This is a genomic window from Cohnella baijiui (genome assembly GCF_020731285.1).
Lineage (GTDB): Bacteria > Bacillota > Bacilli > Paenibacillales > Paenibacillaceae > Cohnella.
The window spans coordinates 1-22,988 of sequence record NZ_JAJFOW010000047.1 but is presented as its reverse complement, the minus strand read 5'-3'; the positions used below and the strand labels follow the sequence as shown (position 1 = coordinate 22,988).

The 22,988-nt window shown below is 62.1% G+C and carries 21 protein-coding genes; 17 read left to right on the top strand and 4 right to left on the bottom strand.

From position 1 onward, the window contains the following. Positions 1–3 precede the first annotated feature (3 nt). A complete protein-coding gene (locus tag LKX83_RS27740) occupies positions 4–477 on the top strand; it encodes a heme-binding protein (protein WP_227886090.1) in 474 nt (157 codons plus the stop codon). A gap of 337 nt (positions 478–814) precedes the next feature. Beyond that, positions 815–1,582 carry a DODA-type extradiol aromatic ring-opening family dioxygenase gene (locus LKX83_RS27735; RefSeq protein WP_227886089.1) on the top strand — a complete coding sequence of 256 codons (768 nt, stop codon included), beginning with the start codon at positions 815–817 and terminating at the stop codon, positions 1,580–1,582. A gap of 458 nt (positions 1,583–2,040) precedes the next feature. On the opposite strand, the gene nagA is transcribed toward LKX83_RS27735, so the two are convergent. From nagA to LKX83_RS27720, 3 genes are read right to left on the bottom strand one after another with little or no spacing between them, the layout of a single operon-like run. Beyond that, entirely contained in the window at positions 2,041–3,273 is a 1,233-nt protein-coding gene (nagA, locus tag LKX83_RS27730; protein WP_227886088.1) for an N-acetylglucosamine-6-phosphate deacetylase, read from the bottom strand. Beyond that, positions 3,273–3,998 (bottom strand): glucosamine-6-phosphate deaminase, encoded by a 726-nt coding sequence (gene nagB / locus LKX83_RS27725; protein ID WP_227886087.1) that lies wholly within the window; start codon positions 3,996–3,998, stop codon positions 3,273–3,275. The genes nagA and nagB overlap by 1 nt, the downstream gene beginning before the upstream one ends. Then, positions 3,995–4,858, bottom strand: coding sequence for a MurR/RpiR family transcriptional regulator (locus tag LKX83_RS27720; RefSeq protein WP_227886086.1), 864 nt, complete (start codon positions 4,856–4,858; stop codon positions 3,995–3,997). The genes nagB and LKX83_RS27720 overlap by 4 nt, the downstream gene beginning before the upstream one ends. Positions 4,859–6,352: 1,494 nt before the next feature. Here LKX83_RS27720 and LKX83_RS27715 point away from each other — a divergent pair. From LKX83_RS27715 to LKX83_RS27650, 14 genes are all read left to right on the top strand, one after another. After that, on the top strand, positions 6,353–6,529 hold the full coding sequence (locus tag LKX83_RS27715; RefSeq protein WP_227886085.1) for a helix-turn-helix domain-containing protein: 177 nt from the start codon (positions 6,353–6,355) through the stop codon (positions 6,527–6,529). A 51-nt stretch (positions 6,530–6,580) separates the two neighbouring features. Beyond that, positions 6,581–7,210, top strand: coding sequence for a hypothetical protein (locus LKX83_RS27710; protein WP_227886084.1), 630 nt, complete (start codon positions 6,581–6,583; stop codon positions 7,208–7,210). Further along, the gene (locus tag LKX83_RS27705; RefSeq protein WP_227886083.1) at positions 7,207–7,758 is read left to right on the top strand and encodes an accessory gene regulator ArgB-like protein; all 552 of its coding nucleotides are present in this window, start codon (positions 7,207–7,209) and stop codon (positions 7,756–7,758) included. The genes LKX83_RS27710 and LKX83_RS27705 overlap by 4 nt, the downstream gene beginning before the upstream one ends. Next, a complete protein-coding gene (locus LKX83_RS27700) occupies positions 7,736–7,858 on the top strand; it encodes a cyclic lactone autoinducer peptide (protein ID WP_227886082.1) in 123 nt (40 codons plus the stop codon). Before LKX83_RS27705 ends, LKX83_RS27700 begins: the two co-directional genes overlap by 23 nt. 17 nt (positions 7,859–7,875) lie before the next feature. Next, positions 7,876–8,259, top strand: coding sequence for a LytTR family transcriptional regulator DNA-binding domain-containing protein (locus LKX83_RS27695; protein ID WP_227886081.1), 384 nt, complete (start codon positions 7,876–7,878; stop codon positions 8,257–8,259). A 191-nt stretch (positions 8,260–8,450) separates the two neighbouring features. Continuing rightward, a complete protein-coding gene (locus LKX83_RS27690) occupies positions 8,451–8,942 on the top strand; it encodes a GNAT family N-acetyltransferase (RefSeq protein ID WP_227886080.1) in 492 nt (163 codons plus the stop codon). Positions 8,943–9,895: 953 nt separating this feature from the next. Further along, the gene (locus tag LKX83_RS27685) at positions 9,896–11,053 is read left to right on the top strand and encodes a GntR family transcriptional regulator (protein WP_227886079.1); all 1,158 of its coding nucleotides are present in this window, start codon (positions 9,896–9,898) and stop codon (positions 11,051–11,053) included. A 273-nt stretch (positions 11,054–11,326) separates the two neighbouring features. After that, the gene (locus LKX83_RS27680) at positions 11,327–12,418 is read left to right on the top strand and encodes a glycoside hydrolase family 76 protein (RefSeq protein ID WP_227886078.1); all 1,092 of its coding nucleotides are present in this window, start codon (positions 11,327–11,329) and stop codon (positions 12,416–12,418) included. 25 nt (positions 12,419–12,443) lie between these two features. Next, positions 12,444–13,769, top strand: coding sequence for a glycoside hydrolase family 125 protein (locus LKX83_RS27675; RefSeq protein ID WP_227886077.1), 1,326 nt, complete (start codon positions 12,444–12,446; stop codon positions 13,767–13,769). 58 nt (positions 13,770–13,827) lie between these two features. Next, positions 13,828–15,159, top strand: coding sequence for an ABC transporter substrate-binding protein (locus LKX83_RS27670; RefSeq protein WP_227886076.1), 1,332 nt, complete (start codon positions 13,828–13,830; stop codon positions 15,157–15,159). Positions 15,160–15,309: 150 nt separating this feature from the next. Beyond that, entirely contained in the window at positions 15,310–16,197 is an 888-nt protein-coding gene (locus LKX83_RS27665; protein WP_227886075.1) for a carbohydrate ABC transporter permease, read from the top strand. A gap of 13 nt (positions 16,198–16,210) precedes the next feature. Further along, a complete protein-coding gene (locus tag LKX83_RS27660; protein ID WP_227886074.1) occupies positions 16,211–17,140 on the top strand; it encodes a carbohydrate ABC transporter permease in 930 nt (309 codons plus the stop codon). Between the two features lie 3 nt (positions 17,141–17,143). Then, positions 17,144–18,400 carry a glycoside hydrolase family 76 protein gene (locus LKX83_RS27655; RefSeq protein WP_227886073.1) on the top strand — a complete coding sequence of 419 codons (1,257 nt, stop codon included), beginning with the start codon at positions 17,144–17,146 and terminating at the stop codon, positions 18,398–18,400. 87 nt (positions 18,401–18,487) lie between these two features. Then, entirely contained in the window at positions 18,488–19,561 is a 1,074-nt protein-coding gene (locus tag LKX83_RS27650) for a glycoside hydrolase family 76 protein (RefSeq protein WP_227886072.1), read from the top strand. Between the two features lie 103 nt (positions 19,562–19,664). On the opposite strand, the gene LKX83_RS27645 is transcribed toward LKX83_RS27650, so the two are convergent. Beyond that, positions 19,665–20,618 carry a D-2-hydroxyacid dehydrogenase gene (locus LKX83_RS27645; RefSeq protein WP_227886071.1) on the bottom strand — a complete coding sequence of 318 codons (954 nt, stop codon included), beginning with the start codon at positions 20,616–20,618 and terminating at the stop codon, positions 19,665–19,667. A gap of 1,071 nt (positions 20,619–21,689) precedes the next feature. On the opposite strand from LKX83_RS27645, the gene hrpB reads away from it, so the two are divergent. Then, positions 21,690–22,988: ATP-dependent helicase HrpB (gene hrpB, locus LKX83_RS27640; protein ID WP_227886070.1), on the top strand; the 1,299-nt coding region annotated here is incomplete at its 3' end.

Genomic DNA, 22,988 nt, shown 5'->3' with positions numbered 1-22,988 from the left:
GCGATGAAGCCGGCATGGAAGCTGGAGCTTGCGGAAGCGAAGGTTATGATCGACGCTGCGATCCGCGTTTCGGAGGCCGAGGGAGCGAAGGAGACGATCTGCGTCGCAGACAGCGGCGGCTGCGCGATCGCGCTCGCGCGCATGGACGGCGCGCGGTGGACGGGGCCGGAGCTGGCGATGGCCAAGGCGTTCACCGCGAGCGGGCACAGGCGGTCGACGCATCTGTTTAACGAGCCTGGCGGTCCGGCGGCGGCGGGCGGGGAGGCTTTCGGCATCCATGCGATGTTCCCGGGGCGGTTCGCGATTTTCGTCGGCGGCTTTCCGATCGTCGTGGACGGGGAGGTCGTGGGGGGCATCGGGGTGAGCGGCGGTACCGGCGATCAGGACAAAGCCGCGGGGCTGGCCGCGTTGAACGCGCTGCAGGACCATTTGGGACCGGCCTATCGGGTACTCGTCCGGCTCGATATCCGGCTCTGAGGAAGGAACGGAGGGTTTCGTTCGAGGCGGTTGGTTGGACGATTGAAAGCTTTGTTTGACGAATGAAACCGTTGATTGAAAGTTGAAACCTTTGTTTGACGATTGAAAGCTTAGTCTGAAGTTTAAAACCTTAGTTTGATGTTTGAAAGCATGGAAGAGCGTACGAATCCGCGCCGGGGGCGCGGATTCTTTTTTGGAGTCGGAGGGACGATAGGGAGGGCAGTTGGACCGACGGGCCTCTCTTGACGAAATGTGATTAATATTATATAGTTACTTACAAAGAGTAACTTAAATATTTTCGGGGACCCGCTTTACCCGGACGAGGAGATGAACATCCATGATCGCGCCATTGTTCCTGGCTCACGGCTCGCCCATGCTGGCGATTGAAGACAACGACTATTCGGCCTTTTTGACGGAGCTGGGCCGCACGCTAAAGCCGAAGGCCATCATCATTTTTACGGCGCACTGGGAGACGGAGAACCCGACGATCTCCACTTTGGACGGCGTATACGACACGATCTACGACTTCGGCGGGTTCCCCGACGCGCTTTATCAGGTGAAGTATCCGGCACGGGGCTCGGTAGAGTGGGCGGAAAAGGTCGGCGAACGGTTCGCGGCTGCGGACATCCCCTTCCGGTATGACCGCGCCAGAGGCCTCGACCACGGCTCGTGGACGCTGCTGCTGCGGCTGTTCCCGGAAGCGAACTATCCCGTCGTCCAGGTGTCGGTCAATCCGTATCTGGACCCGGCGGGTCAGATCCGCATCGGCGAAGCGCTGCGCGGTCTGGACGCCGAGGACGTGCTGGTCATCGGCAGCGGCGTGACGGTCCACAATTTGCGGATCGTGGACTTTCGCGCCACCGAGGCGGCGCCGTGGGCCGTCGGCTTCGACGACTGGATCATCGAGAAAGTCGAGGCGCGCGACTTCGCCAGTTTGGCCCGCTATGAAGAGCTGGCGCCCAACGCCAAGGCCGCCGTCCCGCGCGCCGAGCATTTCGTTCCGCTGCTCATCGCGCTGGGGAGCGGCGATCCGGCTTCGCAGCCGCAAGTGCTGTTCCGCGGCTACCAGTTCGGCACGCTGAGCAATCTGTCCTTCGCGTTCTAAGCGGAAACGGCTCGCGCGAGATGTTGTAAAAAAAGGGCTTTGCCTCGGGTTTCAAGACCCGGGACAAAGCCCTATTTATAAATCAAACACCTCATCTGCCACCGCTAGTCGATTTTTTCGACCATCTCACCGTGCAGACTTATGAAGACGACTTTGAAGCGCGAAAGGCCGTGACTGGCATTACAATATTCCCGGCTCGGTCTTTTACATGGACCAAGGAAGCCGGCACGCGTCATAAGCGCACCAAGACTTATGTCTGCGGTCGATATTGCAATGGCACAAGCCGGTACCGGAGGAGTTCCGGCGCCAACTTGTGCCATAGAGCCTTCTTATGGACTGCGATGAGGTGCAAGGCTAGTATTCGTCGGATTGCACACAGGGCTTTTCCAGGGCACTTCAGCCCGAGGCAAAGCCCTTTTTGTGGCGAGGCCGTCGAAGCCGGCGGACAGAGCCATGCGTTAGCCGGCGGTACCCGCCGGCTCGATCGGCCGGCCGCCGATCCAGACGCGGCGCAGCTCGAGATCTGCGTCCAGCAGCAGAACGTCGGCGCGCTTGCCGGCCTCGAGCGAGCCGATGGAGCCGCCGAGACCGAGCTCGCGCGCGGGCGTGGCGCTGGCCATGCGGCTCGCGTCCTCGACGGAGACGCCGACCTTGCGCACCATGTTCTGGAACGCGGCGATCATCGTCAGCGTGCTGCCGGCCAGGCTGTCGCCTTCCTTCAGGCGGGCGACGCCGCACTTCATGACGACGGGCAGGCCGCCAAGCTCGTAGTTGTCGCCGTCCGGCATGCCCGCGGCGGACATGGCGTCGGTGACGAGGACGACGTTGTCCCTGCCTTTGACGCGGGTCAAAATCCGGATCGCCGCCGGATGCACGTGATGGCCGTCCGCGATCACTTCTGCTACGATCCGGTCGTCGCTCATGACCGCGCCTACGGTGCCGGGATTGCGGTGATGAAGCGGCGTCATCGCATTAAACGTATGCACGGCGTGGCGCAGGCCGCGGTCCGCGGCGGCGACGATCTGCTCGTACGTCGCATCCGTGTGCCCGGCCGACGGGACGATGCCGTGGCGGGCGAGCAGCTCGATGTAGTCGAGCGCGCCGTCCGTCTCCGGCGCGAGCGTCTGAAGCTTGATGACGCCCGGATATCGGCTGACCCACTCCTCAAGCCATTCGGCCTGAGGGGGCAGGATGTACTCGGGATTTTGCGCGCCTTTCCACTTGACGTTGACGAACGGACCTTCAAAGTGCACGCCGAGGATTTGCGCGTAGGGCATCGGCTTCGCCATATATTCGCTCGTTCGTGCCAGCACCGCGGTCAGCTCGTCGCGCGGCGCCGTCAGCGAGGTGGCGAGCAGGCCGGTCGTGCCGTGCGACGCATGGAACCGGGTGATCGCGTCGAATTCCTCGGGGCTCGCCTCCATAAAGTCGTAACCCGCGCCGCCGTGGACGTGGACGTCGACGAAGCCGGGCAGCACCCAGCCGCCCGCTCCGTTCACGCGCTCCGCACCGTCGGACGCCAGCGGCTTTGGATCCGAGGCGCCGCCGATCGCGGCGATTGCGCCTTCCGACAGCCAAACCCAGCCGCCTTCGATCGTGCCCCACGGCGTGACGATGCGCGCTCCGTCGATCAGCGTCCCGGCGTCGCGGCCTTGCGGCCCGCCAGCCGTTCTTTCCGCCCGGCCGCCCATTAGAGCAGGCTCCCGGCTTCCTGATCGAGCAGGACGATCAGGTGCGGATGGGTTTGGAGCAGCGATGCGGGGCAGTCGGTCGTGATCGGACCGGTCAAGGCGCGGCGGACGATCTCCGCCTTGTCCGCCCCGCGCACGACGAGCATGATCATTTTCGCCTTCAAAATCGTGCCGACGCCCATCGTCAGCGCCTGGGTCGGCACGTCGTCGATCGAATCGAAGAAGCGCGCGTTCGCCTTGCGCGTCTCTTCGGCGAGGTCGACGATATGCGTACCCTTGATCAAGGCGTGTGCCGGCTCGTTAAAGCCGATATGACCGTTGTGCCCGATGCCGAGCAGCTGCAGGTCGACCTGGCCGGCGTCTTCGATCATGGCGTCATAGCGGCTGCATTCGGCTTCGAGATCCTCGGCGTTTCCGTTCGGGATGTGGGCGTTGCCCGCCGGCAGGTCGATATGGCCGAACAGGTGCTCGTTCATATACGTATGGTAGCTTTCCGGGTGGTCCTTGGGCAGGCCCACGTACTCGTCCAGGTTAAAGGTGCGGACGCTTTTGAAGCTGACGAGCCCGCGGCGGTAGTCTCCGACGACCTGCTCGTAGATGCCGACGGGCGTGCCGCCGGTCGCGAGGCCAAGCACGGCGCGCGGATTGGTCTGGATAAGACCGGTAATAATATTGGCGCCGGCTTCGTTTAGCTTTTCGTTCGAATCGAAGGTCAATACGTTCATGGTAGGTTCCTCTCCTCTTTGCCCGTGTATCTTCGTACGGTCTGGAACGAACGCTCCAGCCGCGGGACATATTCGTCGAAATGCTCGCTGACAAGGCCCGTGAACAGAATGTCGACTACGTGCAGCTGGGCCATCCGCGAAGCCATGTCGCCCCGCCGCATGCCGGCTTCGGACGACGAGGTAAACAGCCGGATCGAGGCGTCCGAGGCCAGTGTCGTGTGGCCGAACTTGGTGATCGAGATCGTCGTGGCGCCACGTTCGGCTGCGCACCGCAAAGCGTCGATGATTTCCAGCGTCTCTCCCGAGTAGGAGATCCCGACGGCAACGTCCCGTTCGGTGAGCGAAGCCGCCGAGGTGAGCTGCAGGTGATGGTCGGAAAAGACGGCGGCCGCCTTGCCGATACGAATCAGCTTGTGGAAAAAGTCCTCCGCCACCATGCCCGAGGTCGCCACGCCGTACAGGTCGATTCGAGATGCGGCATGCAGCGCCGAGATGGCGGCCCGCAGCTGCTGAAGGTCGAGCAGGTTCGTCGTGTCCGTTAGCGAGCGCAGATGGTTGCTCGTGATCGCCGCCACGATCTCCTGCAGCGGATTGCCCGCAACGATGTCTTGATATTGCGCGGCGGCCGGCTGCGTCGCCAACTCGGCGGCGAGCTTCATTTTAAAGTCCGGGAAGCCTTGGAAGTGGAACGTCCGGCAAAACCGCGACACCGTCGCCGTGCTGCTCCCGGCTTCCAGCGCGAGCTCCGAGATCGTCATCTGCACCGCTTCTTGCGGGCGCGAAAGCAGAAAATCGGCGAGCTCGCGCTCTTTGGGATGCAGGGATGGCAGGCGCTCCTCGATCGCATTCAGAATGCTCATGCGCATGAACAGCTCTTTTCGTGATGAAAATTAATTACTTTCTGACTTTAATATATAAGAAAATTATTTACATGTAAACCGGTGCGCGAGGAGATTTCCTTGATGCGGAAGGCATGTCCGCGAGGTGGCAGCATATCAGCACGGCAGCAGTTTGACGGTTAATCGTATATACCTACTGGAGTCGATCGAACGAAACGTCGTCTCCAATCGCTATCGCTTGGTCGGGGGTAGAGGGGCACTTCCTCGTCAGCAGAGGCTCATGAGAGGTAGCCCGTACCACACATCGGCACTTCCTCGCCAACAGAGGTCATGAGAGGTAGCCCGTACCACACATCAGCGCTTTCCCACCATCACAGGCTCATGAGAGGTAGCTCGTACCACACATCGGCACTTCTTCGCCAGCAGAGGCTCAAGAGAGGTAGCTCGTACCACACATCGGCACTTCTTCGCCAGCAGAGGCTCATGAGAGGTAACTCGTACCACACATCAGCGCTCCCCCGCCAGATCAGGCTCAAGAGAGGTAGATCGTACCCCACATCAGCGCTTCCCCACCAGATCAGGCTCATGAGAGGTAGCTCGTACCACACATCGGCACTTCCTCGCCAGCTGGGGCTCATGAGAGGTAGCTCGTACCACACATCGGCACTTCTTCGTCAGCAGAGGCTCATGAGAGGTAGCTCGTACCACACATCAGCGCTCCCCCGCCAGATCAGGCTCATGAGAGGTAGTTCTTACCACACATTGGCGCTTCCCCGGTAGCGGAGCCTCATGAGAGGTAGTTCTTACCACACATCGGCACTTCCTCGCCAGCTGAGGCTCATGAGAGGTAGTTCTTACCACACATTGGCACTTCCCCGGTAGCGGAGCCTCATGAGAAGTAGCTCGTACCACACATCGGCACTTCTTCGCCAGCAGAGGCTCAAGAGAGGTAGCTCGTAACACACGTCGGCACTTCTTCGCCAGCAGAGGCTCATGAGAGGTAGCTCGTACCACACATCGGCACTTCCTCGCCAGCAGAGGCTCATGAGAGGTAGCTCGTACCACACATCGGCACTTCTTCGTCAGCAGAGGCTCATGAGAGGTAGCTCGTACCCCACATCAGCGCTTCCCCACCAGATCAGGCTCAAGAGAGGTAGCTCGTACCCCACATCAGCGCTTCCCCACCAGATCAGGCTCATGAGAGGTAGTTCGTACTTCACATCAGCGCTTCTCCGCCGGCAGAGGACCACGTACGGGTGCCCTTGCCACGCAAAGGCAGATGACTTCTTTCTCCACAAGCCGGCTATCCCCGCCAACTGCGCGCGACCTCTCGTCGGACCTCTTTTTGCCATCGAAATTTCCGTTTCTCCGGGGACTAGTCCATATGGATCAGTTTTTACTTGACGATGCCAATTCTACCCACGTATATTGGATATATGAGTCGCAAATGCGACGCAAATAGGGAAAATAGAATCAAAACGATAGAAGTGACTTTGCGGAGGTAAACTGTCTTTCATGAATCCGCTGGATGAAGTCCTTACCGTTACAGAAGCGGCCGCGCTGCTTCGCGTCACCCCGCGTCAGGTACAGCGCCTCTGCAAGTCGGGAAAGCTCGTCTCGCGTTATGCGGACGGCATCTACCTCATTCTTCGACAGAGCGCGGTGGACTATATCGCCAAGACGAATGCGTAGCTGATACAGATGCCGCGATATAACCATTGAACCAGTGGGGAGCTATATTGAATGCGTGCATTTTTAGGTTTTATGATCTTTTCGGGCTTTGAGGGCATTGCGGCATTCTCGATCAGCATGTACATTTTTCGGATCAATCTAATGCGGTACGGATGGCAGGTTCTCGCCGTCATCGCACTGACCAACCTGCAGAATTTTTTCATCCGCGAGGAGTTTCTGCTGTCGTCGGTGGCGCCCATCATCAATATTTTGATCGCCGCGTTTTTCCTGAACCTGGTCGTTCGGATCCCGATCATCTGGTCTACGATTCTATCGATCGTCGGATTCGTAGGCATCGCGCTTATCCAGTCAGGCATCATCTTTTTCTCGCACGGCTTCTTTTCGCTCGACGAAGCGCAGCTCCATCTTTGGAAGCAGTATGCCGTCCAGTGTTTGACCGGACTCATCGGTTTTTCCGCCGGCTGGACCTTGTACAAGTTCGGATACGGCTTCTCGTTCGACTTCGATAAACTGCGCCTGAAGTGGGAGCACGTGGCGGTCGTCGCGCTCATTTGCGTGTTCATCGCCACGATCGGAGCAATGATGTATTTCCGCGAAGTGTTCCTCAATCTGCTCGTGTTCGTGTTCGCCTTGCTCGCCATTCTACTTTATTCGTTTAAGAAGGAGGATGCGGAAGGATGATCGACGCCGTCGCCTGGAAGATTGCGAGAGGGATCAAATCGGCCGTGCCCGAACACCCCTCCAGCGTGGAAGTGCTGAAATATGCGGTCTCCTTCGTGATCAACACGGGGTCGATCATCCTTTTGTCCCTGCTCCTTTCCCTTTTCACCGGCCGCGTGCCGGAAGTCCTTACGGTGCTGGTCTCCTACGCTATCCTGCGCCAAGTGTCGGGGGGACTCCACCTCAAGTCCGGCACGCTGTGCGTCGTGGTATCCACGGCAGGCATCACGCTGATGTCGTTCGCCGATTTCGGACCCGCGGCCGTCGCGGCGGCCAATGCCGTGGCGCTTCTGCTCGCGGCGGTCTACGCCCCGTCCCGGATCGAAGGGCAGACCCGCATCCCAAAAAAATATTATCCCCTGCTCAAGGCCGTTTCGATTATAATAGTGGCTAGTAACTTTTTGATCGGTTCTCCGATCTTGGCCGCCGCCTTCTTGGTTCAATGCCTCACCCTCATCCGGCCGTTCCGGAAAGGAGGTGAGCATAGTGAAAAAAAAGGTCGTTTATAAGCTGGCGACTTTGCTCGGCGCGCTGGCCGTCATGATAGTCGGGACCGCAAGCTGGGTCTACTTCCATCAGGATCAGACGCCCGAAGAACTCTTGAAGTAAAACGGAGTGAATGTCTCATGTGGTTATCCGTAACGCGCGACCAAGAGGGCAAGACCGGCCTCTTGAACGTATCCATCGACGACGTGCTTTACCTGGAGAGCGACTTTGAGAAATGGGTTCGCGTTCACACCCGAGATGAGCATTTCTACATAGCGGGAACCCTGATCTATTGGACGCACGCGTTCCAAGCTTCGGGTCACGCTTTTCAGAAGGTCGATCGCAACATCGTCGTCCACGAGCCGAAGATCAAACGATTGGACCCGGTCTTCGCGATGGCGTACTTTGACAGCGAAATAGGCAAGCATACGAAGAAAATCACGCTGGCTCAAAAGTATTTCAAAGAGCTGGTAAGGAAAGCGGGGCAGCGCGAGCTGTCCATCGTGATCGCGGCTGCCACCTGACGGTGCGCAGCTTTTTCTTTTTGACCGGGGCGAAGAGGGTGCGATGGGGGAGCGGCTCCAGCGATAGAGTTTGCCGTTGTGGCAGGGGATGGCGGCGAGAATCAGCCCCGAAGATAACTTAGACTTGAACGGCCTTCCGGTTCGAGGCATACTTAAGCTACATCATTCTTCTTCCTCTAGGAGGGCACCCCATGCCAGACCAGTTGGTGAAATTATACGAGCTGCCGGATCAAGGAACGCTGACTTCCGATCTGCGCGCCGGAGGAATCGAGATTCGCAGGGCGCTCGCCCCCGAGAAGCACCAGGTTCTGACCTGGGTGCGGGAGCATTTCAATCAGCGCTGGGCGGACGAATGCGACGTGGCCATCGCACGCCTGCCGGTAACGTGCCATATCGCGGTCGACGGAGACAAGCTGATCGGGTTTTCGTGCTACGACGCGACAAACAAGGGATTCTTCGGACCGACCGGCGTGGACGAGACGTACCGGGGCAAGGGCATCGGCAAGGCGCTGCTGTTCGCGACCCTCGAAGCGATGCGCGCCGAAGGCTACGCCTACGCGGTCATCGGGGCCGCCGGCCCCGTCGACTTTTACGCGCGCACGGTCGGCGCCACGGAGATCCCGGGTTCGTCGCCCGGGATCTATCGGGGACTGCTGCCGATCACGCCGCCTCCCACGGCCTAAGCGCTTCCGGGAGGACCGGACCGCATGACCGGTTCCGGTCCGCCGCCACCAGAAGTCCGCGAACGCGCGGGCTTCTTTTTTTGCACAAAAACGGTTCTGCGCTTTGCTTGGAGGGGGTTGTGCCGAGCGGGCCATTGAACCCGGGCGGTCGCCCCGTACGATGTGCAGAGCCGATGTGCCCGGGAGGGCGCAGTGGGGCGTTTTGGCGCCTATTCCGCCCATCTTTTGATTATCTATTCGAAAATTCATATCAAATTTGTCCTGAATGCGGAGAAAACACGAGATAAGACTGAAAAATCGAATAGAATCCCGCCTTTTCACGGGAAAGCGGACATTTGTATTCGAAAAACCGAACAGATTCGTAGCAAGGGGGGGAGGCTGATCGGTGGATAGGCGGGGGATGGGGGAGCATTTCGCTCCAACTGGCACAGTAGCGCGCCTGCGCCCCGCCGTTGGAGCATTTTGCTCCACCGCGCCCCACCGCCTACGCTCACACTCCTCCACCGCCAGCGCCCACCGCCTATGCTCTCGCTCCTCCACTAGCGCCCCACCGCCTACACTCACACTCCTCCACCGCCAGCGCCCCACCGCCTACGCTCACACTCCTCCACCGCCAACGCCCCGCCGCCTATGCTCTCGCTCCTCCACCGCGCCCCACCGCCTACGCTCACACTCCTCCACCGCCAGCGCCCCGCCGCCTATGCTCTCGCTCCTCCACGGCGCCCCACCGCCTACGCTCACACTCCTCCACCGTGCCCCACCGCCTATGCTCATCTCCTCTACCGCGCCCCACCACCTACGCTCACGCACCTCCGCCAGCGCCTTTCGCTCCAACTTACACCTCCACCTGCGTATTTGACCCCACTCATCCCGACGCTTCACAACTTGTATATATCATGATATATTGTTATGTATAATGGTGCGAAGGTGCGCGCGGGGAAGGGGAACGAATGATGTCGAGCCCGATGTACGAGCAAATATACGACAAGCTGCGGGAGGAGATTCGGACAGGCCGATACCGGGTCGGAGACCGCGTGCCGTCGGAGAAGGAGCTGGCGGACGCCTACGGGGTCAGCCGCATTACGAGCAAAAAAGCGCTGGAGCTGCTGGCCGAGGGCGGACTGATCGTCCGCCGTCCGGGACGCGGGTCGTTCGTGGCCGATCCGGCTTCTCAGGCTGCCGCGACGGCGCCAGCGCAGGCGAAGGGCGGCGCGCGAAGCGGCTCGGCCGGCGCCCGTCCGATGATCGGGCTGGTCATGACGGACTTCAGCGACAGCTACGGCACCGGCCTCATCTACGGCATGGAGGAGGCGTCGAGACAGCACGACGCCTTTCTCGTCCTGCGGCGCTCGTTCGGCATCCCGGCGCTCGAGGAGGAAGCGATCAAAAGCATGCTCGAGCAAGGCGTGGACGGGCTGATCATCTTCCCGGCGCAGGGCGAATATTTCAACGCGGAAATTTTGAAGCTCGTCATCGACAAGTTTCCGTTTGTGCTTGTCGACCGGCATCTGAAGGGCATATCCGCCGGCTCGATCAGCACGGACAATGCGGCCGGCGCCAAGCGGGGCACGGAGTATTTGTTCGAGCTCGGGCACAAGCACGTCGCCATCCTGACGCCGCCTCCGACGGATACGACGGCGGTCGAGGACCGGATCGAGGGCTACGTCCAGGCGCACGCGGAGAAAGGAATCGTCGTCGACCGGGACCTGTGGCTGAGCGTGACCTCCACGCTGCCGACTGCCTATACCGAGGAAAACAAAGCGAAGGACATCGACAAGATCAAGCGGCATCTGCGCGAGCATCCGCAGATTACGGCCTTTTTCGCGATGGAGTACAACATCGCGCTGCTCGCGCGGGAAGCGGCCCGCCAACTGGGACTGGACGTCCCGAGGGACCTGTCGATCGTCTGCTTCGACTGTCCGGACCACGGCAGCGGTTTTTCCTTCACGCATTTGAGGCAAAACCAGGAGGAGATGGGTCGCGTCGCGTTCGAGAACGTGCTCCAGCTGCGTGCGGGCAAGACGGTCCCGCACAAAGTCGCGCTCGAGGCGGAGCTCATCCACGGCGATTCCACCGCGGTCGTTTCTCCGACGCGGGTGGCGCAGTCCTGATAGGCCTCCCAAACCAAACCAAACCAAACCGAACCGAATCGGATCTCTCGGCCTGCCGGTCCTTGCCGGCAGGTTTTTTGTTATCTCCGCACGGATCTCAAGCTAACGAAAAGCCGCCCGCAATCGGCCCTGTCCTCATTAAGGTTATTAAATAATATATTGACATAATGTAAATTAAAAAAATAAGAAATAATATATGTTGACATATTATTTGCATGCCATTATATTTGATTTTGTAAGCGTTTCATATGCGACAAGGGAGGCAGACCGGCCATGAACTTCACGAAGCTCCCGGTACGGCCGACGACGGTGGGCCAGCGGCAAGTCCGCGCGGAGACGGCGCAGGAGGAACTGATCTACAGCTTTTGGAACGAGCGGCTCGGCATCATGAACCAGCTCGCGCCCTACGAGCCAACCTGTAACGACCACTTCGTCTACTGGTGGCACGCGCACGTCATCGACGCGCTCGCGGACGGCTACGAGCGCACGCGGAACGCCGCTTATCTGGACCGGGTCGACCGCGTCATCGAGGGCGTGCGCCGGTTGAACGGCGGCACGCTGCTGCACAACTACTACGACGATATGGAATGGATGGCGCTGGCCCTGCTCCGCGTGTACGACGCGACCAAGCGGGAGCGGTACCGCACCGAGGCGGACATCCTCTGGGCTAGCATCCAAACCGCATGGAACGATCACATGGGCGGCGGGATGGCCTGGAAGAAGGATCAGCTCGATTACAAAAACACGCCCGCCAACGCCCCGGCCGCCATCTTGGCCGCCCGCCTGTACCAGCGGTTCGAGCGGCCCGAGGATCTGCAATGGGCGCTGCGGATTTACGAGTGGAACCGCGCGAACCTGGTCGATCCCGAGACCGGCTTCGTCTGGGACGGGATGAACCGCCAGGGCGACGGCAAGATCGACTACGATTGGCACTACACGTACTGCCAAGGCGTCTATATCGGCGCCGGACTGGAGCTGTACCGCATTATCGGGGATTCGGGTTACCTGGAGGACGCCGTCCGCACGGCCGACGCCGCGATCGCGCGGTTTACGCTGCCGGATACCGGCTTGCTCCCCGACGAGGGGAAGGACGACTGCGGCTTGTTCAAAGGCATCTTCGTCCGTTACCTGCACGAGCTGCTGAAGCTCCGTCCGGAGCGCAGCAACATCCGCGAGCTGCTGCTGCGCAACGCGGACGCCCTGTGGGAGACCGGGCGCAGCGAGCAGGGGCTCATCAGCCGATCCTGGACGGCGCCCGTCGAGACCGAGGTTCAGCTCTGCGCCCAGCTCAGCGGGCTGATGCTGCTCGAGATGGCGGCGGCTCTGCCCGCCGGCGAACCCGGCCCGAACGACAAAACGGCTTAACCGCAACTAGAGAGGAGGCCGGCAGATGGAACTGTCGCCTACAACGAAAAACGCCCTCGCGGCATTGGTGGACCGCGTCGCCGAAGCGACGCAAGATTACCCGAAGCTGGCACGCATTTTCCGCAACGCGCTGCTGAACACGCTGCAGACGACGGTACAGCGCAAGGAGGACGGCACGACCTTCGTCATCACCGGAGACATCCCCGCCATGTGGCTGAGAGACTCCGCCGCCCAGGTCCGTCCGTTCCTCGTGCTCGCGGCCGAGGACCCCGAGCTCGCCGACATGATTGAAGGGCTCGTGCGCCGGCAGATCGCCTGCATCCTGCAGGACCCTTATGCAAACGCCTTCAACGAAGGTCCGACGGGCCGAGGCCACCAAGCCGACCGGACCGAGATGACACCTTGGCTGTGGGAGCGCAAGTACGAAATCGATTCGCTGTGCTATCCGCTGCAGCTGGCGTACCTGCTCTGGCGGAATACCGGACGGACCTCGCATCTGGACGACGCGTTCGCAGCCGCCGCCCGGCGGGTGCTGGCCACCTGGCGAACGGAGCAGCATCACGAGACGTCGTCGACGTATGCCTTCGAGCGCAGCGACTGTCCGCCGACCGACACGCTGCCGCGGGATGGCCGGGGCGCCGAGGTCGGCTATACCGGAATGACGTGGTCGGGCTTCCGGCCGAGCGACGATGCCTGCACTTACGGCTACCTCGTGCCGTCCAACATGTTCGCCGTCGTGGCGCTGCGGCAGCTGGCGGAGATGGCGAGGGAGGTGCTGGGTGATGCGGCGTTGGCGGCGGATAGCGAGGCGCTGCTGGCGGAGATCGACGAAGGCATCCGCAAGCACGCGATCGTCGAGCATCCGGAGCACGGGCGGATATTCGCTTACGAGACGGACGGCTTCGGGCATCATCAACTCATGGACGACGCCAACGTGCCCAGCTTGCTCGCCATCCCTTATCTCGGCTATATCCCGGCGAGCGATCCGCTTTACGTCCATACGCGGCGTTTCGTGCTCAGCCGGTCCAATCCCTATTATTACGAAGGCAAGGCGGCCAGCGGCGTCGGCAGCCCGCATACGCCGGAAGGCTACATCTGGCATATCGCGCTCGCGATGCAGGGTCTGACCGCCGCGGAGCGGGAAGAGAAGCTGCGCTTGCTCCTCCTCATGGCGGACACCGACGCCGATGCGGGGATGATGCACGAAGGTTTCTCCGCGGACGATCCGGCCAGCTTTACGCGACCGTGGTTTTCCTGGGCCAACATGATGTTTTGCGAGCTGCTCATGGACTATTGCGGCGTCCGGGTCCGCACCGCAGGCCGGGAAGTTCCGGCTCCTCAAGGTTTCTGACGGGGCTCGACCCCGTTCGAAATAGCAGGTCAGAAGACAAAAAAGGGAGGCTTCACGCATGAAAAAATGGATCTCGCTCGCGGCGATCGCCGGCATCTCTACCGCAGTACTCGCAGGTTGCGGCTCGTCCGCCAACGACAATGCAAGCCCGTCCTCATCCGCATCCTCCTCCGCCGGCGCATCGACCGCACCCGCCGACAAACCGGCCGGCAAAGCCACCGAACTGATCTTCTGGGGCGACTGGAGCGGCGAAGGCCAAAAGCAATTCGAGACGATGATCGACGCCTTCAACAAATCCCAGGACCGCATCAAGGTGAAATACGTCGCGCAGCAGGACCTCATCACGAAGTTCCTGACCGCGGCGACGTCCGGGGGTTCTCCCGACGTGCTGCTTTGGGACCGCTGGCGCACGCCGCTGTACGCGCCGAAGAACGTGCTGCATCCGATCGACGAGCTGCTCGCCAAAGACAGCATCAGCAAGGACGACTTCTACGGCGAAGCGATCAAGGAGCTGTCTTACAAGGACCAGCTGTACGGTCTGCCCCTCACCGTCGACGCGCGCGCCCTTTTCTACAATAAAAAGCTGCTCGCCGACGCAGGCGTGGCCAATCCGCCGACGAACTGGCAGGAGCTGGAGGAAGCCGCGATCAAGACGACCAAGTGGGACGGCAACAAGCTTCAGGTCGCGGGCTTCTCGCTGGGCGACGCCGGACTGTTCAACATGTATCTGCAGCAGGCGGGCGGCACGATGCTGACCGACGACGGCAAGACGAACTTCAACAACGAGAAGGGCAAAGCCGTGCTCGACTTCTGGGGCCGTCTGCTGAACCAGGATAAAGTGTACAAGATCGGCTTTGAGCAGGGCCTCGGCGAATCGACCGACGCTTTCGCGACCGGCAAGCTCGCGATGACCTACAACGGCCCGTGGATGCTGACGACGTACAAGAAATACGGCAAGGACCTCGATTTCGGCGTCGTTCCGCCGCCTGCCGGACCGAACGGCGACAAAGGCAGCGTCATGGGCGGGTTCGGCCTCGTCATCCCCGAAGGCTCCAAGCACCAGGATGAGGCTTGGGAATTCATCAAGTGGTGGACGGCGAACAAGGACAACGCGCTGCTGTGGGCCAAAACGAGCCTGAACATCCCGGGCTTCAAGCCGGCGCTCGACGACGCGTTCTTTAAGGACGATCCGTTCTGGCAGCCGTTCCTCGACACGCTCGAGATCGCCAAGATCCGCCCGGGGCATCCCGGCTACTCCGTCTTGGAGGGCGACGCGCTCATCCCGAACGTGCAGCTGTTCCAGCAGGGCAAGCAGAGCGCCGAGGATACGCTGAAGAAAGCCCAGCAGCAAGGCGACAAGCTGCTGCAGGACAACGCGGTCGCAGAATGACGAAGGGGGAGGGAAACCTCCCTTTTCCGCGGTTCGGCCGGGAGCACTCCGCTCCCGTACCGGATCGCCGTTCTCGCCATTGGCTCATCCGCCTATTGGCGGAAGGAGCCGCATTACTAGCATCGTCCGACCCGAGAGGAGGAGCGACCCTTGGCTTCCATCAGCAAGCTGAACCGGCACCAGGCCCGGACGGCGTACGTTTTCATCACGCCGACCATTCTGCTGTTCGTGATTTTCACCATTATTCCGGTCGTCATGGCCTTCTACTTCAGCTTTACGAATTATGACGTCGTGAAAAACCGCGACTGGGTGAACTTCGACAATTACAAGCGACTGTTCCACGACGACCTTTACTGGACGACGTTCAAGAACGTCGCGTACTATACGGTGATTTTCGTCCCGCTTAACATCCTGCTCTCGCTCGGCGTCGCGATGCTGCTGAACTTCAAGCGCTTCGGCGTTCGGCTGTTCCGCACGATGAACTACTTGCCGACGCTGACGTCGGCGGTCGCGGCGGCGACGGTGTGGGTATGGCTGCTCCATCCGGAGTACGGCCTCGTGAACACGCTGCTCGGCTATATCGGCATTACCGGTCCGGCCTGGCTCGCCCAGACGGAGACGGCCATGCTGTCGATCATTCTCGTCACGCTCTGGCAGTCGATCGGCTCGAACATGATCATCTATCTGGCCGGTCTGCAGGGCGTTCCGGATTACCTCTATGAGTCCGCCAAGCTGGACGGCGCGAACGCCCTGCAGCGGTTCCGCTACATCACGTGGCCGCAGCTTCGGCCGACGACGTTCCTCGTCAGCACGATGTCGATCATCGGCGCGCTGCAGCTGTTCGATCAGGCGTTTGTCCTGACGCAAGGCGGTCCGGGCAACGTCACCAAGACGCCCGTCTACCTGATCTACCAGCAGGGCTTCAACCAGTTGCAGATGGGCTACGCGTCGGCGCAGGCGTTCATTCTCGCGCTCGCGATCCTGATCTTCTCGCTCATCAACATGCGCATTAACAAATCCGAAGAGTCGATCGTGTGAGGAGGGTGCGGATATGAGTGCCAAATCGACGACCGCGGGGGCCGTTTCCGCCGGGCGAAAGCCCGCCGTCTCCCTGTCGGCTTCGCAGACGTTCTGGCGGATTATCTTTTATATCGTAAGCATCGCCATTTCGGTCTTTATGTTTCTACCGTTCTTCTGGAGTCTGCTCACCTCGCTCAAGCCAAGCGACGAGATCTTCTCCATGCCGATCCGCTGGCTGCCATCGCGGCTCACCTGGGAACATTACCGCGCCGCGTTTACGACCGTGCCGTTCGGCTTGTACTTCTGGAACTCGCTCGTACTGGCGGTTGCCGGGGTGTTGGCGAACCTGTTTTTCGGCTCGCTCAGCGGGTTCGCGTTCGCAAAGCTGCAGTTCAAGCTGAACAAGCCGCTGTTCCGCGTGCTTCTCGCCGCGATGATGATCCCCGGCATCGTGACGATGATTCCGAGCTTCTACGTGCTCAAGCACTTCCCGTTCGTCGGGGGCAACGATTGGTACGGCGCCGGGGGCAACGGGTTTTTGAACTCGTTCTGGGGAATCATCCTGCCGGGCGCATCCGGCTCGTTCGCCGTCTTTTTCATGCGGCAGTTTTTCCTGACGCTGCCGTCCGACATGATGGAGATGGCACGCATCGAGGGCTCGGGCGAATTCCGCATCTTCTGGAACATCTACTGGCCGCTGACCAAGCCTGCGCTCGCCACACTCGGCATCTTTACCTTCCAGGCGGGGTGGAACAGCTTCCTCTGGCCGATGATCATCCTGAACGATCCGAACAAGGCGACGATCCAGATGGGATTGCAGGCGTTCTCCTACAATCACCAGACCGACTTCGGACCGATGATGGCGGGGGCGCTGATTGCCATCCTTCCGATTCTCGTGCTGTTCCTCCAGCTGCAAAAGTATTTCGTCCAGGGCATCGCGTTCAGCGGAACGAAGGGGTAACGGATGAGGTTCGCGCGGAGAAAAGGGTGGGCGGTCGCCGCCGTCGCCGTCGTGCTGCTCGCCGCAGCCGTGTGGGCCTGGCGCTCGGGGACGCTGCGTGAGGCCGCCAAGCCTGCGACGGGATCCGGCAGCGCGGCGGTCTGGGCGGATCGGGCCGACGCGGCGCAGGCTGCGCTCGAGTCGTCGTTCTGGGACGGCAAGCGCGGGCTGTACAGCAATGCGTCGCCGTGTATGCTGCAGCTCTGTACGGATCCGTTCAATTATTGGTGGATGGCACACGCGGCGGATGCGCTGACGGACGGCTATCAGCGTACGGGCGATGCCCGATATGGCGAGCGGCTTGCCGACCTGTACGACGGGCTGCTCGCGCGCAACGCCGGCGTTTGGCCGAACGACTACTACGACGACATGGCCTGGATGGGGCTCGCTTGGCTTCGCGCGTTCGACGCGACGGGCGAGGAGCGGTACAAGGAGGCGGCGCTGACGCTGTGGGCCGACATCCGCGGCGGCTGGAACGACGAGATGGGCGGCGGCATCGCCTGGCGCAAGGAGCAGACGGACTACAAGAACACGCCGGCCAACGCGCCTTCCGCGATTCTGGCCGCCCGCCTGTACGAACGGTTCGGCAACGCCGAAGATCTCGACTGGGCCAAGCGCATCTATGAATGGGAAACGAAGACGCTCGTCGATCCGGAAACCGGCTTCGTCTGGGACGGCATCAACCGGACCGGCGACGGGGAGATCGACAAGGCCTGGCAGTTCTCGTACAACCAGGGCGTCTATATCGGGGCTTCGGTGGAGCTGTACCGGGCGACGAAGGAGGCTTCGTACCTGGAAGCCGCGAGGCGTACGGCCAGTGTGGCGGCGGAGACGCTGGCCGGCGGGCCGGAAGGCTTGCTGCCATCCGAAGGGGACGGCGACGGGGCGTTGTTCAAGGGCGTGTTCGTCCGCTATTTGGGCGAGCTGATCGCCGAGGACGGCGATTCGGCCAGTTGGGCGAAGCTGCTGTCCGCGAACGCCGAGAGCCTGTGGGCGGACGGACGGGCACCGGCTCCGGAGGGTGGCGAGTCGGGAGACGCGACCGCGAGTGCGACCGCGCGCAAGGCCGGCGACCCGGCGGCCGAAGCGGGAAGCAAGGCGCTGTTCGGGCCCTCCTGGGCGCAGCCGCCGGAAACGGTCGTGCAGCTGGGCGCCGACATCAGCGGCGTGACGCTGCTCGAAGTCATGACCAGGCTGGAGCGGGACGGTCGGCTGAAGTAAGGAAGGGGCAGGCGCGAACGCTTGGCTTGCCAGAATCAACCGGCGCTAGAGACAGATAAAAAGAGATAGACGAGGAGCGTGAGCGCCATGTTGTGGAAAGAGCGGGCCGAACAGGCCCAGCAAGCGCTGGAACGGGAATTTTGGAATCCGTCGATCCGGATGTACGACATCGAGACGCCTTGCCCGGACGGGGCGTGCAATACGATTTTTCATTACTGGTGGATGGCTCACGCCGCGGACGGGCTGGTGGACGGCCTGATTCGCTCGGGCGACACCCCGTACGCGGAGCGGCTAGCCGAGCTGCACGAGGGTGTCCGGACGAAAAACGGCGGCGCGTTCCCCAATCTGCTGTACGACGATATGGAATGGATGGGGATCGCTTGGCTTCGCGCTTATGGCGCGACGGGAGAGGCGCGGTACCAAGAGACGGCGCTGGCGCTGTGGGACGATATCCGGACCGGCTGGAACGAGACGATGGGCGGCGGCATCGCCTGGCACAAGGAACAGCTCGGGTACAAAAACACCCCGGCCAACGGCCCCGCCGCGATTCTCGCGGCTCGGCTCTATCGCAGTTTCGGGCGGGAGGAGGATCTCGACTGGGCTCGCCGCATCTATGACTGGCTGAAGGCGCATCTGGTCGATCCCGCCTCCGGCTTTGTCTGGGACGGGATGAACCGGCAGGGAGACGGAGCGATCGACAAGGACTGGCGCTTCACCTACTGCCAGGGGGTGTTCGTCGGGGCGGCGGTGGAACTGTACCGGGCGACGGGAGACCGGGTCTATCTGGACGACGCGTTCCGTACCGCGGAGGCCGCCGCGGCCGAGTGGGCGGATGGCGTGCTGCCGGACGAAGGAGAGGGAGACGGCGGGCTGTTCAAGGGTATTCTCGTCCGTTACCTGACCGAGCTCGTGGCGGAAGCCGGCACCTCCGGCGAGTCGGCCGCTGCCGCGCAGGCCGACTGGCTGCTTCGCAACGCGGAGACGTTGTGGGCGGCGATCGGCGGTGCTGACGGCGAAAGACGCAGCCGCCTGATCGGGACGGATTGGCGGGCCGCCCCGGCGGGGAAAGTGACGCTCAGCGCGCAGCTAAGCGGCGTTTTCCTGTTCGAAGGGATGGCGGTGCTGGAGCAGCGCGGCCTCGTACCCGCGACCGTGCGCTAAATCGGATAGGCAGATGAACAACAGCCCGACCGCGGATGTCCGCGCGTCGGGCTGTTTGGCGTGTGGAATAGGGCATAGGGCTTGGGGAATGGGAGCCGGACGCCTAGTAACTGCGGCTGTAGTCGATGAGGTTGCGGGCGGGCCGTCCGTCTGCGACATACGCGGACAGGTTGGCGATGAACAGGTCGGCCATGCGCGCTTTGTACGCTTCCGTGGCGCCTCCGATGTGCGGCGTGATGATCACGTTGTCCATCGACCAGAGCGGGTGGCCTTCCGGCAGCGGCTCCGGATCGAACACGTCGAGACCGGCGCCCGCGATCGTTCCCGCGCGCAGCGCTTCCGTCAGCGCGTCCGTATCGACGGCCGTGCCTCGCCCGATATTGATAAAGAGGCCGGTCGGCTTCATCCGGGAAAATCTCCTGGCGTCGAAGAGCCGCACCGTCTCCTCGGTATGCGGCAAAATGTTCACGACAACGTCGCTTTGCCCGAGCACCTCGTCCAGCTCCTCCATCCCGTACATGCGGTCGAAGTGCGGAGCGGGGCGGGCGCTGCGCCGGATGCCTAGCGTATGCATGCCGAACGCCTGCGCGATGCGCGCCGTCTCGGCGCCGATCTCGCCCGCGCCGACGATGCCGATCGTGAGACCGTGCAGCTCGCCGTACCGCCCGGCCGGCGCCCACCGCCCTTCGCGCTGGTGCCGGATCGCCTCGTGCAGCCGGCGGGTAAAGGCGAGCAGCATCGCGAACACCGTCTCCGTCATCGGGATCGGATGGACGCCGCTGGCGGATGTCAGGATGACCTCCCGGCTGGCCAGCCTGGCGAGCGGCAGATTGTCGACGCCGGCCGATCCCGTCTGCACCCAGCGCAGCTTGGCCTCCGGCTTCAACCCTTCGTCGGCGACCGCCGGCCACCAGCCGCACACCACCTCCGCCTCCCGGAAGATGGCCTCATCGAGCTCGCGAGGCTTGCCGAACACGACGTTCCACCCCGGCGCCGCCTCGCGAATCCGCTCCTCCTGCTTCGGCGTAAAGCCGAACAAACTGACCAACGTTCTCATGTTGCGCGCCTCCTTTCCTTTGAAACTATTGTAAACGGGAAGGAGGAAAATCCCAAGCCGGGTTTTGGAAGAGGCGGCTTCGGGGGCTATGTGGCGGGGAGTTGTTCGGAAAAGCCGCATAACGCTCGTCGGGAGGGGCCGTGTGGCGGGAGTTGTTCGGAAAAACCGCATAACGCTCGTTGGGAGGGGCAGTGTTACGGGGAGTTACTCGGAAAAACCGCATAACGCTCGTCGGGAGGGGCCGAGTGGCAGGGAGTTGCTCGGAAAAACCGCATAACGCTCGTTGGGAGGGGCTGTGTTACGGGGAGTTACTCGGAAAAACCGCATAACGCTCGTCGGGAGGGGCTGCGTGGTGGGGAGTTACTCGGAAAAACCGCATAACGCTCGTCGGGAGGGGCTGTGTTACGGGGAGTTACTCGGAAAATCCGCATAACGGTCGTCGGGAGAGGCTGTGTGGCAGGAAGTTACTCGGAAAAGCCGCATAACGCTCGTCGGGAAGGGCTGTGTGGCGGGGAGTTATTCGGAAAACCCGCATAACGCTCGTCGGGAAGGGCTGTGTGGCGGGGAGTTGTTCGGAAAAACCGTTTAACGCTCGTTGGGAGGGGCTGTGTGGCGGGGAGTTATTCGGAAAAACCGCATAACGTTCGTTGGGAGGGGCAGTGTGGGGGGAGTTATTCGGAAAAACCGCATAACGCTCGTCGGGAGGGGCCATGTGGCGGGGAGTTGTTCGGAAAAACCGTTTAACGCTCGTCTGGAGGGGCTGTGTGGCGGGGAGGTATTCGGAAAAACCGCATAACGCTCGTCGGGAGGGGCCATGTGGCGGGGAGTTGTTCGGAAAAACCGTTTAACGCTCGTCTGGAGGGGCTGTGTGGCGGGGAGGTATTCGGAAAAACCACACCACATTCTTGGGGGGAAGAGACGGAGAGCGTGGCCAGGCCATCCAGTGCAGCAGCATCCAGCGAACGACGATCGGATCGCTAACCGAGGCGCAGTGAAGCAATTTCGGAGGGAACATGGTAAGCTTGGGAAAGAAGAATGGTGCGAAGGAACGGCAATTGGAGGATGGGAAGAATGGCAATACATCGGGAGCTGCCGATCGAGCGGTCGATCCCCGCGCTGAGGGAGGCGCTGTCGGGACGGGGGCAGGCCGTGCTCATCGCCGAGCCGGGCGCCGGCAAGACGACGCGGGTGCCGCTGGCGCTGCTGGACGAGCCCTGGCTGGCCGGCCAAAAAATCATCATGCTGGAGCCGCGCAGGCTCGCCGCCCGCAACGCGGCCCGCTTCATGGCGGCCGAGCGGGGCGAATCGGTCGGGGAGACGGTCGGCTATCGCGTCCGGATGGATACGCGCGTCGGGCCGCGGACGCGGATCGAGGTCGTGACGGAAGGCGTGCTGACGCGCATGCTGCAGTCCGATCCTTCGCTCGAGGAGGCGGGGCTGATCATCTTCGACGAGTTTCATGAGCGGAGCTTGAATGCCGATCTCGGCTTGGCGCTGTGTCTGCAATCCCGCCAGCTGTTCCGCGAAGATCTACGCCTGCTCGTCATGTCCGCGACACTGGCGGCCGAGCCGGTGTCGGCGCTGCTGGAGGGCGCGCCCGTCGTCACCTGCGAAGGGCGGATGTACCCGGTGGAAACCTTCTATGCGGCGAAAAAGTCGGAAGGTCCGATCGACGCGGCGGCAGCCGCGCAGGTGCTGCGGGCGCTGGAGGAGCAGCGCGAAGGGGACGTGCTCGCGTTTCTGCCCGGCAACGCGGAGATCCGCCGTACGGAGGCGCGACTGCGGACGGCGCTCGCGAATCGTCCGATCGACGTGGCTCCGCTGCACGGCAGCCTGCCGCAGGAGGCGCAGGATCGGGCGCTCGCGCCCAGCGCGCCGGGCCGCCGCAAGGTCGTGCTCTCCACCTCCGTAGCGGAGTCCAGCTTGACGGTCGAAGGCGTACGCATCGTCGTCGACAGCGGTCTGATGCGTGTGCCGCGGTTTTCTCCGCGCACCGGCATGACGCATCTGACGACGATACCGGTATCGCTCCCGTCCGCCGACCAGCGGCGCGGGCGGGCGGGGCGGCTGGCGCCGGGCGCTTGCTACCGATTATGGACCGAGGAGGAGCACCGTTACCTCGCCCCGGCGTCGACGCCGGAAATCCGCGAGGCGGACCTCGCCCCGCTCGCGCTGGATTTGGCGGTATGGGGCGTGAGCGATCCCGCCGAGCTGCGCTGGCTGGACCCGCCGCCCGCGGCCGCGTTCGCGCAAGCGCGCGAGCTGCTCGCCGCGCTGGGCGCGCTCACGCCACAAGGCGCGCTCGCCCCGCACGGCGAGCGCATGGCCGCGCTGGGCGCGCATCCGCGCCTCGCGCACATGATGCTCGCG

Coding starts and splice junctions, on each gene's coding strand:
- LKX83_RS27675 (WP_227886077.1), top strand. CDS start 12,444: ATGGAACTGTCGCCTACAACGAAAAACGCCCTCGCGGCATTGGTGGAC.
- LKX83_RS27650 (WP_227886072.1), top strand. CDS start 18,488: ATGTTGTGGAAAGAGCGGGCCGAACAGGCCCAGCAAGCGCTGGAACGG.
- LKX83_RS27720 (WP_227886086.1), bottom strand. CDS start 4,858: ATGAGCATTCTGAATGCGATCGAGGAGCGCCTGCCATCCCTGCATCCC.
- LKX83_RS27690 (WP_227886080.1), top strand. CDS start 8,451: ATGCCAGACCAGTTGGTGAAATTATACGAGCTGCCGGATCAAGGAACG.
- nagA (WP_227886088.1), bottom strand. CDS start 3,273: ATGGGCGGCCGGGCGGAAAGAACGGCTGGCGGGCCGCAAGGCCGCGAC.
- LKX83_RS27680 (WP_227886078.1), top strand. CDS start 11,327: ATGAACTTCACGAAGCTCCCGGTACGGCCGACGACGGTGGGCCAGCGG.
- LKX83_RS27710 (WP_227886084.1), top strand. CDS start 6,581: ATGCGTGCATTTTTAGGTTTTATGATCTTTTCGGGCTTTGAGGGCATT.
- LKX83_RS27685 (WP_227886079.1), top strand. CDS start 9,896: ATGTCGAGCCCGATGTACGAGCAAATATACGACAAGCTGCGGGAGGAG.
- LKX83_RS27705 (WP_227886083.1), top strand. CDS start 7,207: ATGATCGACGCCGTCGCCTGGAAGATTGCGAGAGGGATCAAATCGGCC.
- LKX83_RS27660 (WP_227886074.1), top strand. CDS start 16,211: ATGAGTGCCAAATCGACGACCGCGGGGGCCGTTTCCGCCGGGCGAAAG.
- LKX83_RS27670 (WP_227886076.1), top strand. CDS start 13,828: ATGAAAAAATGGATCTCGCTCGCGGCGATCGCCGGCATCTCTACCGCA.
- LKX83_RS27715 (WP_227886085.1), top strand. CDS start 6,353: ATGAATCCGCTGGATGAAGTCCTTACCGTTACAGAAGCGGCCGCGCTG.
- LKX83_RS27645 (WP_227886071.1), bottom strand. CDS start 20,618: ATGAGAACGTTGGTCAGTTTGTTCGGCTTTACGCCGAAGCAGGAGGAG.
- LKX83_RS27735 (WP_227886089.1), top strand. CDS start 815: ATGATCGCGCCATTGTTCCTGGCTCACGGCTCGCCCATGCTGGCGATT.
- LKX83_RS27740 (WP_227886090.1), top strand. CDS start 4: ATGAAGCCGGCATGGAAGCTGGAGCTTGCGGAAGCGAAGGTTATGATC.
- LKX83_RS27655 (WP_227886073.1), top strand. CDS start 17,144: ATGAGGTTCGCGCGGAGAAAAGGGTGGGCGGTCGCCGCCGTCGCCGTC.
- LKX83_RS27695 (WP_227886081.1), top strand. CDS start 7,876: ATGTGGTTATCCGTAACGCGCGACCAAGAGGGCAAGACCGGCCTCTTG.
- nagB (WP_227886087.1), bottom strand. CDS start 3,998: ATGAACGTATTGACCTTCGATTCGAACGAAAAGCTAAACGAAGCCGGC.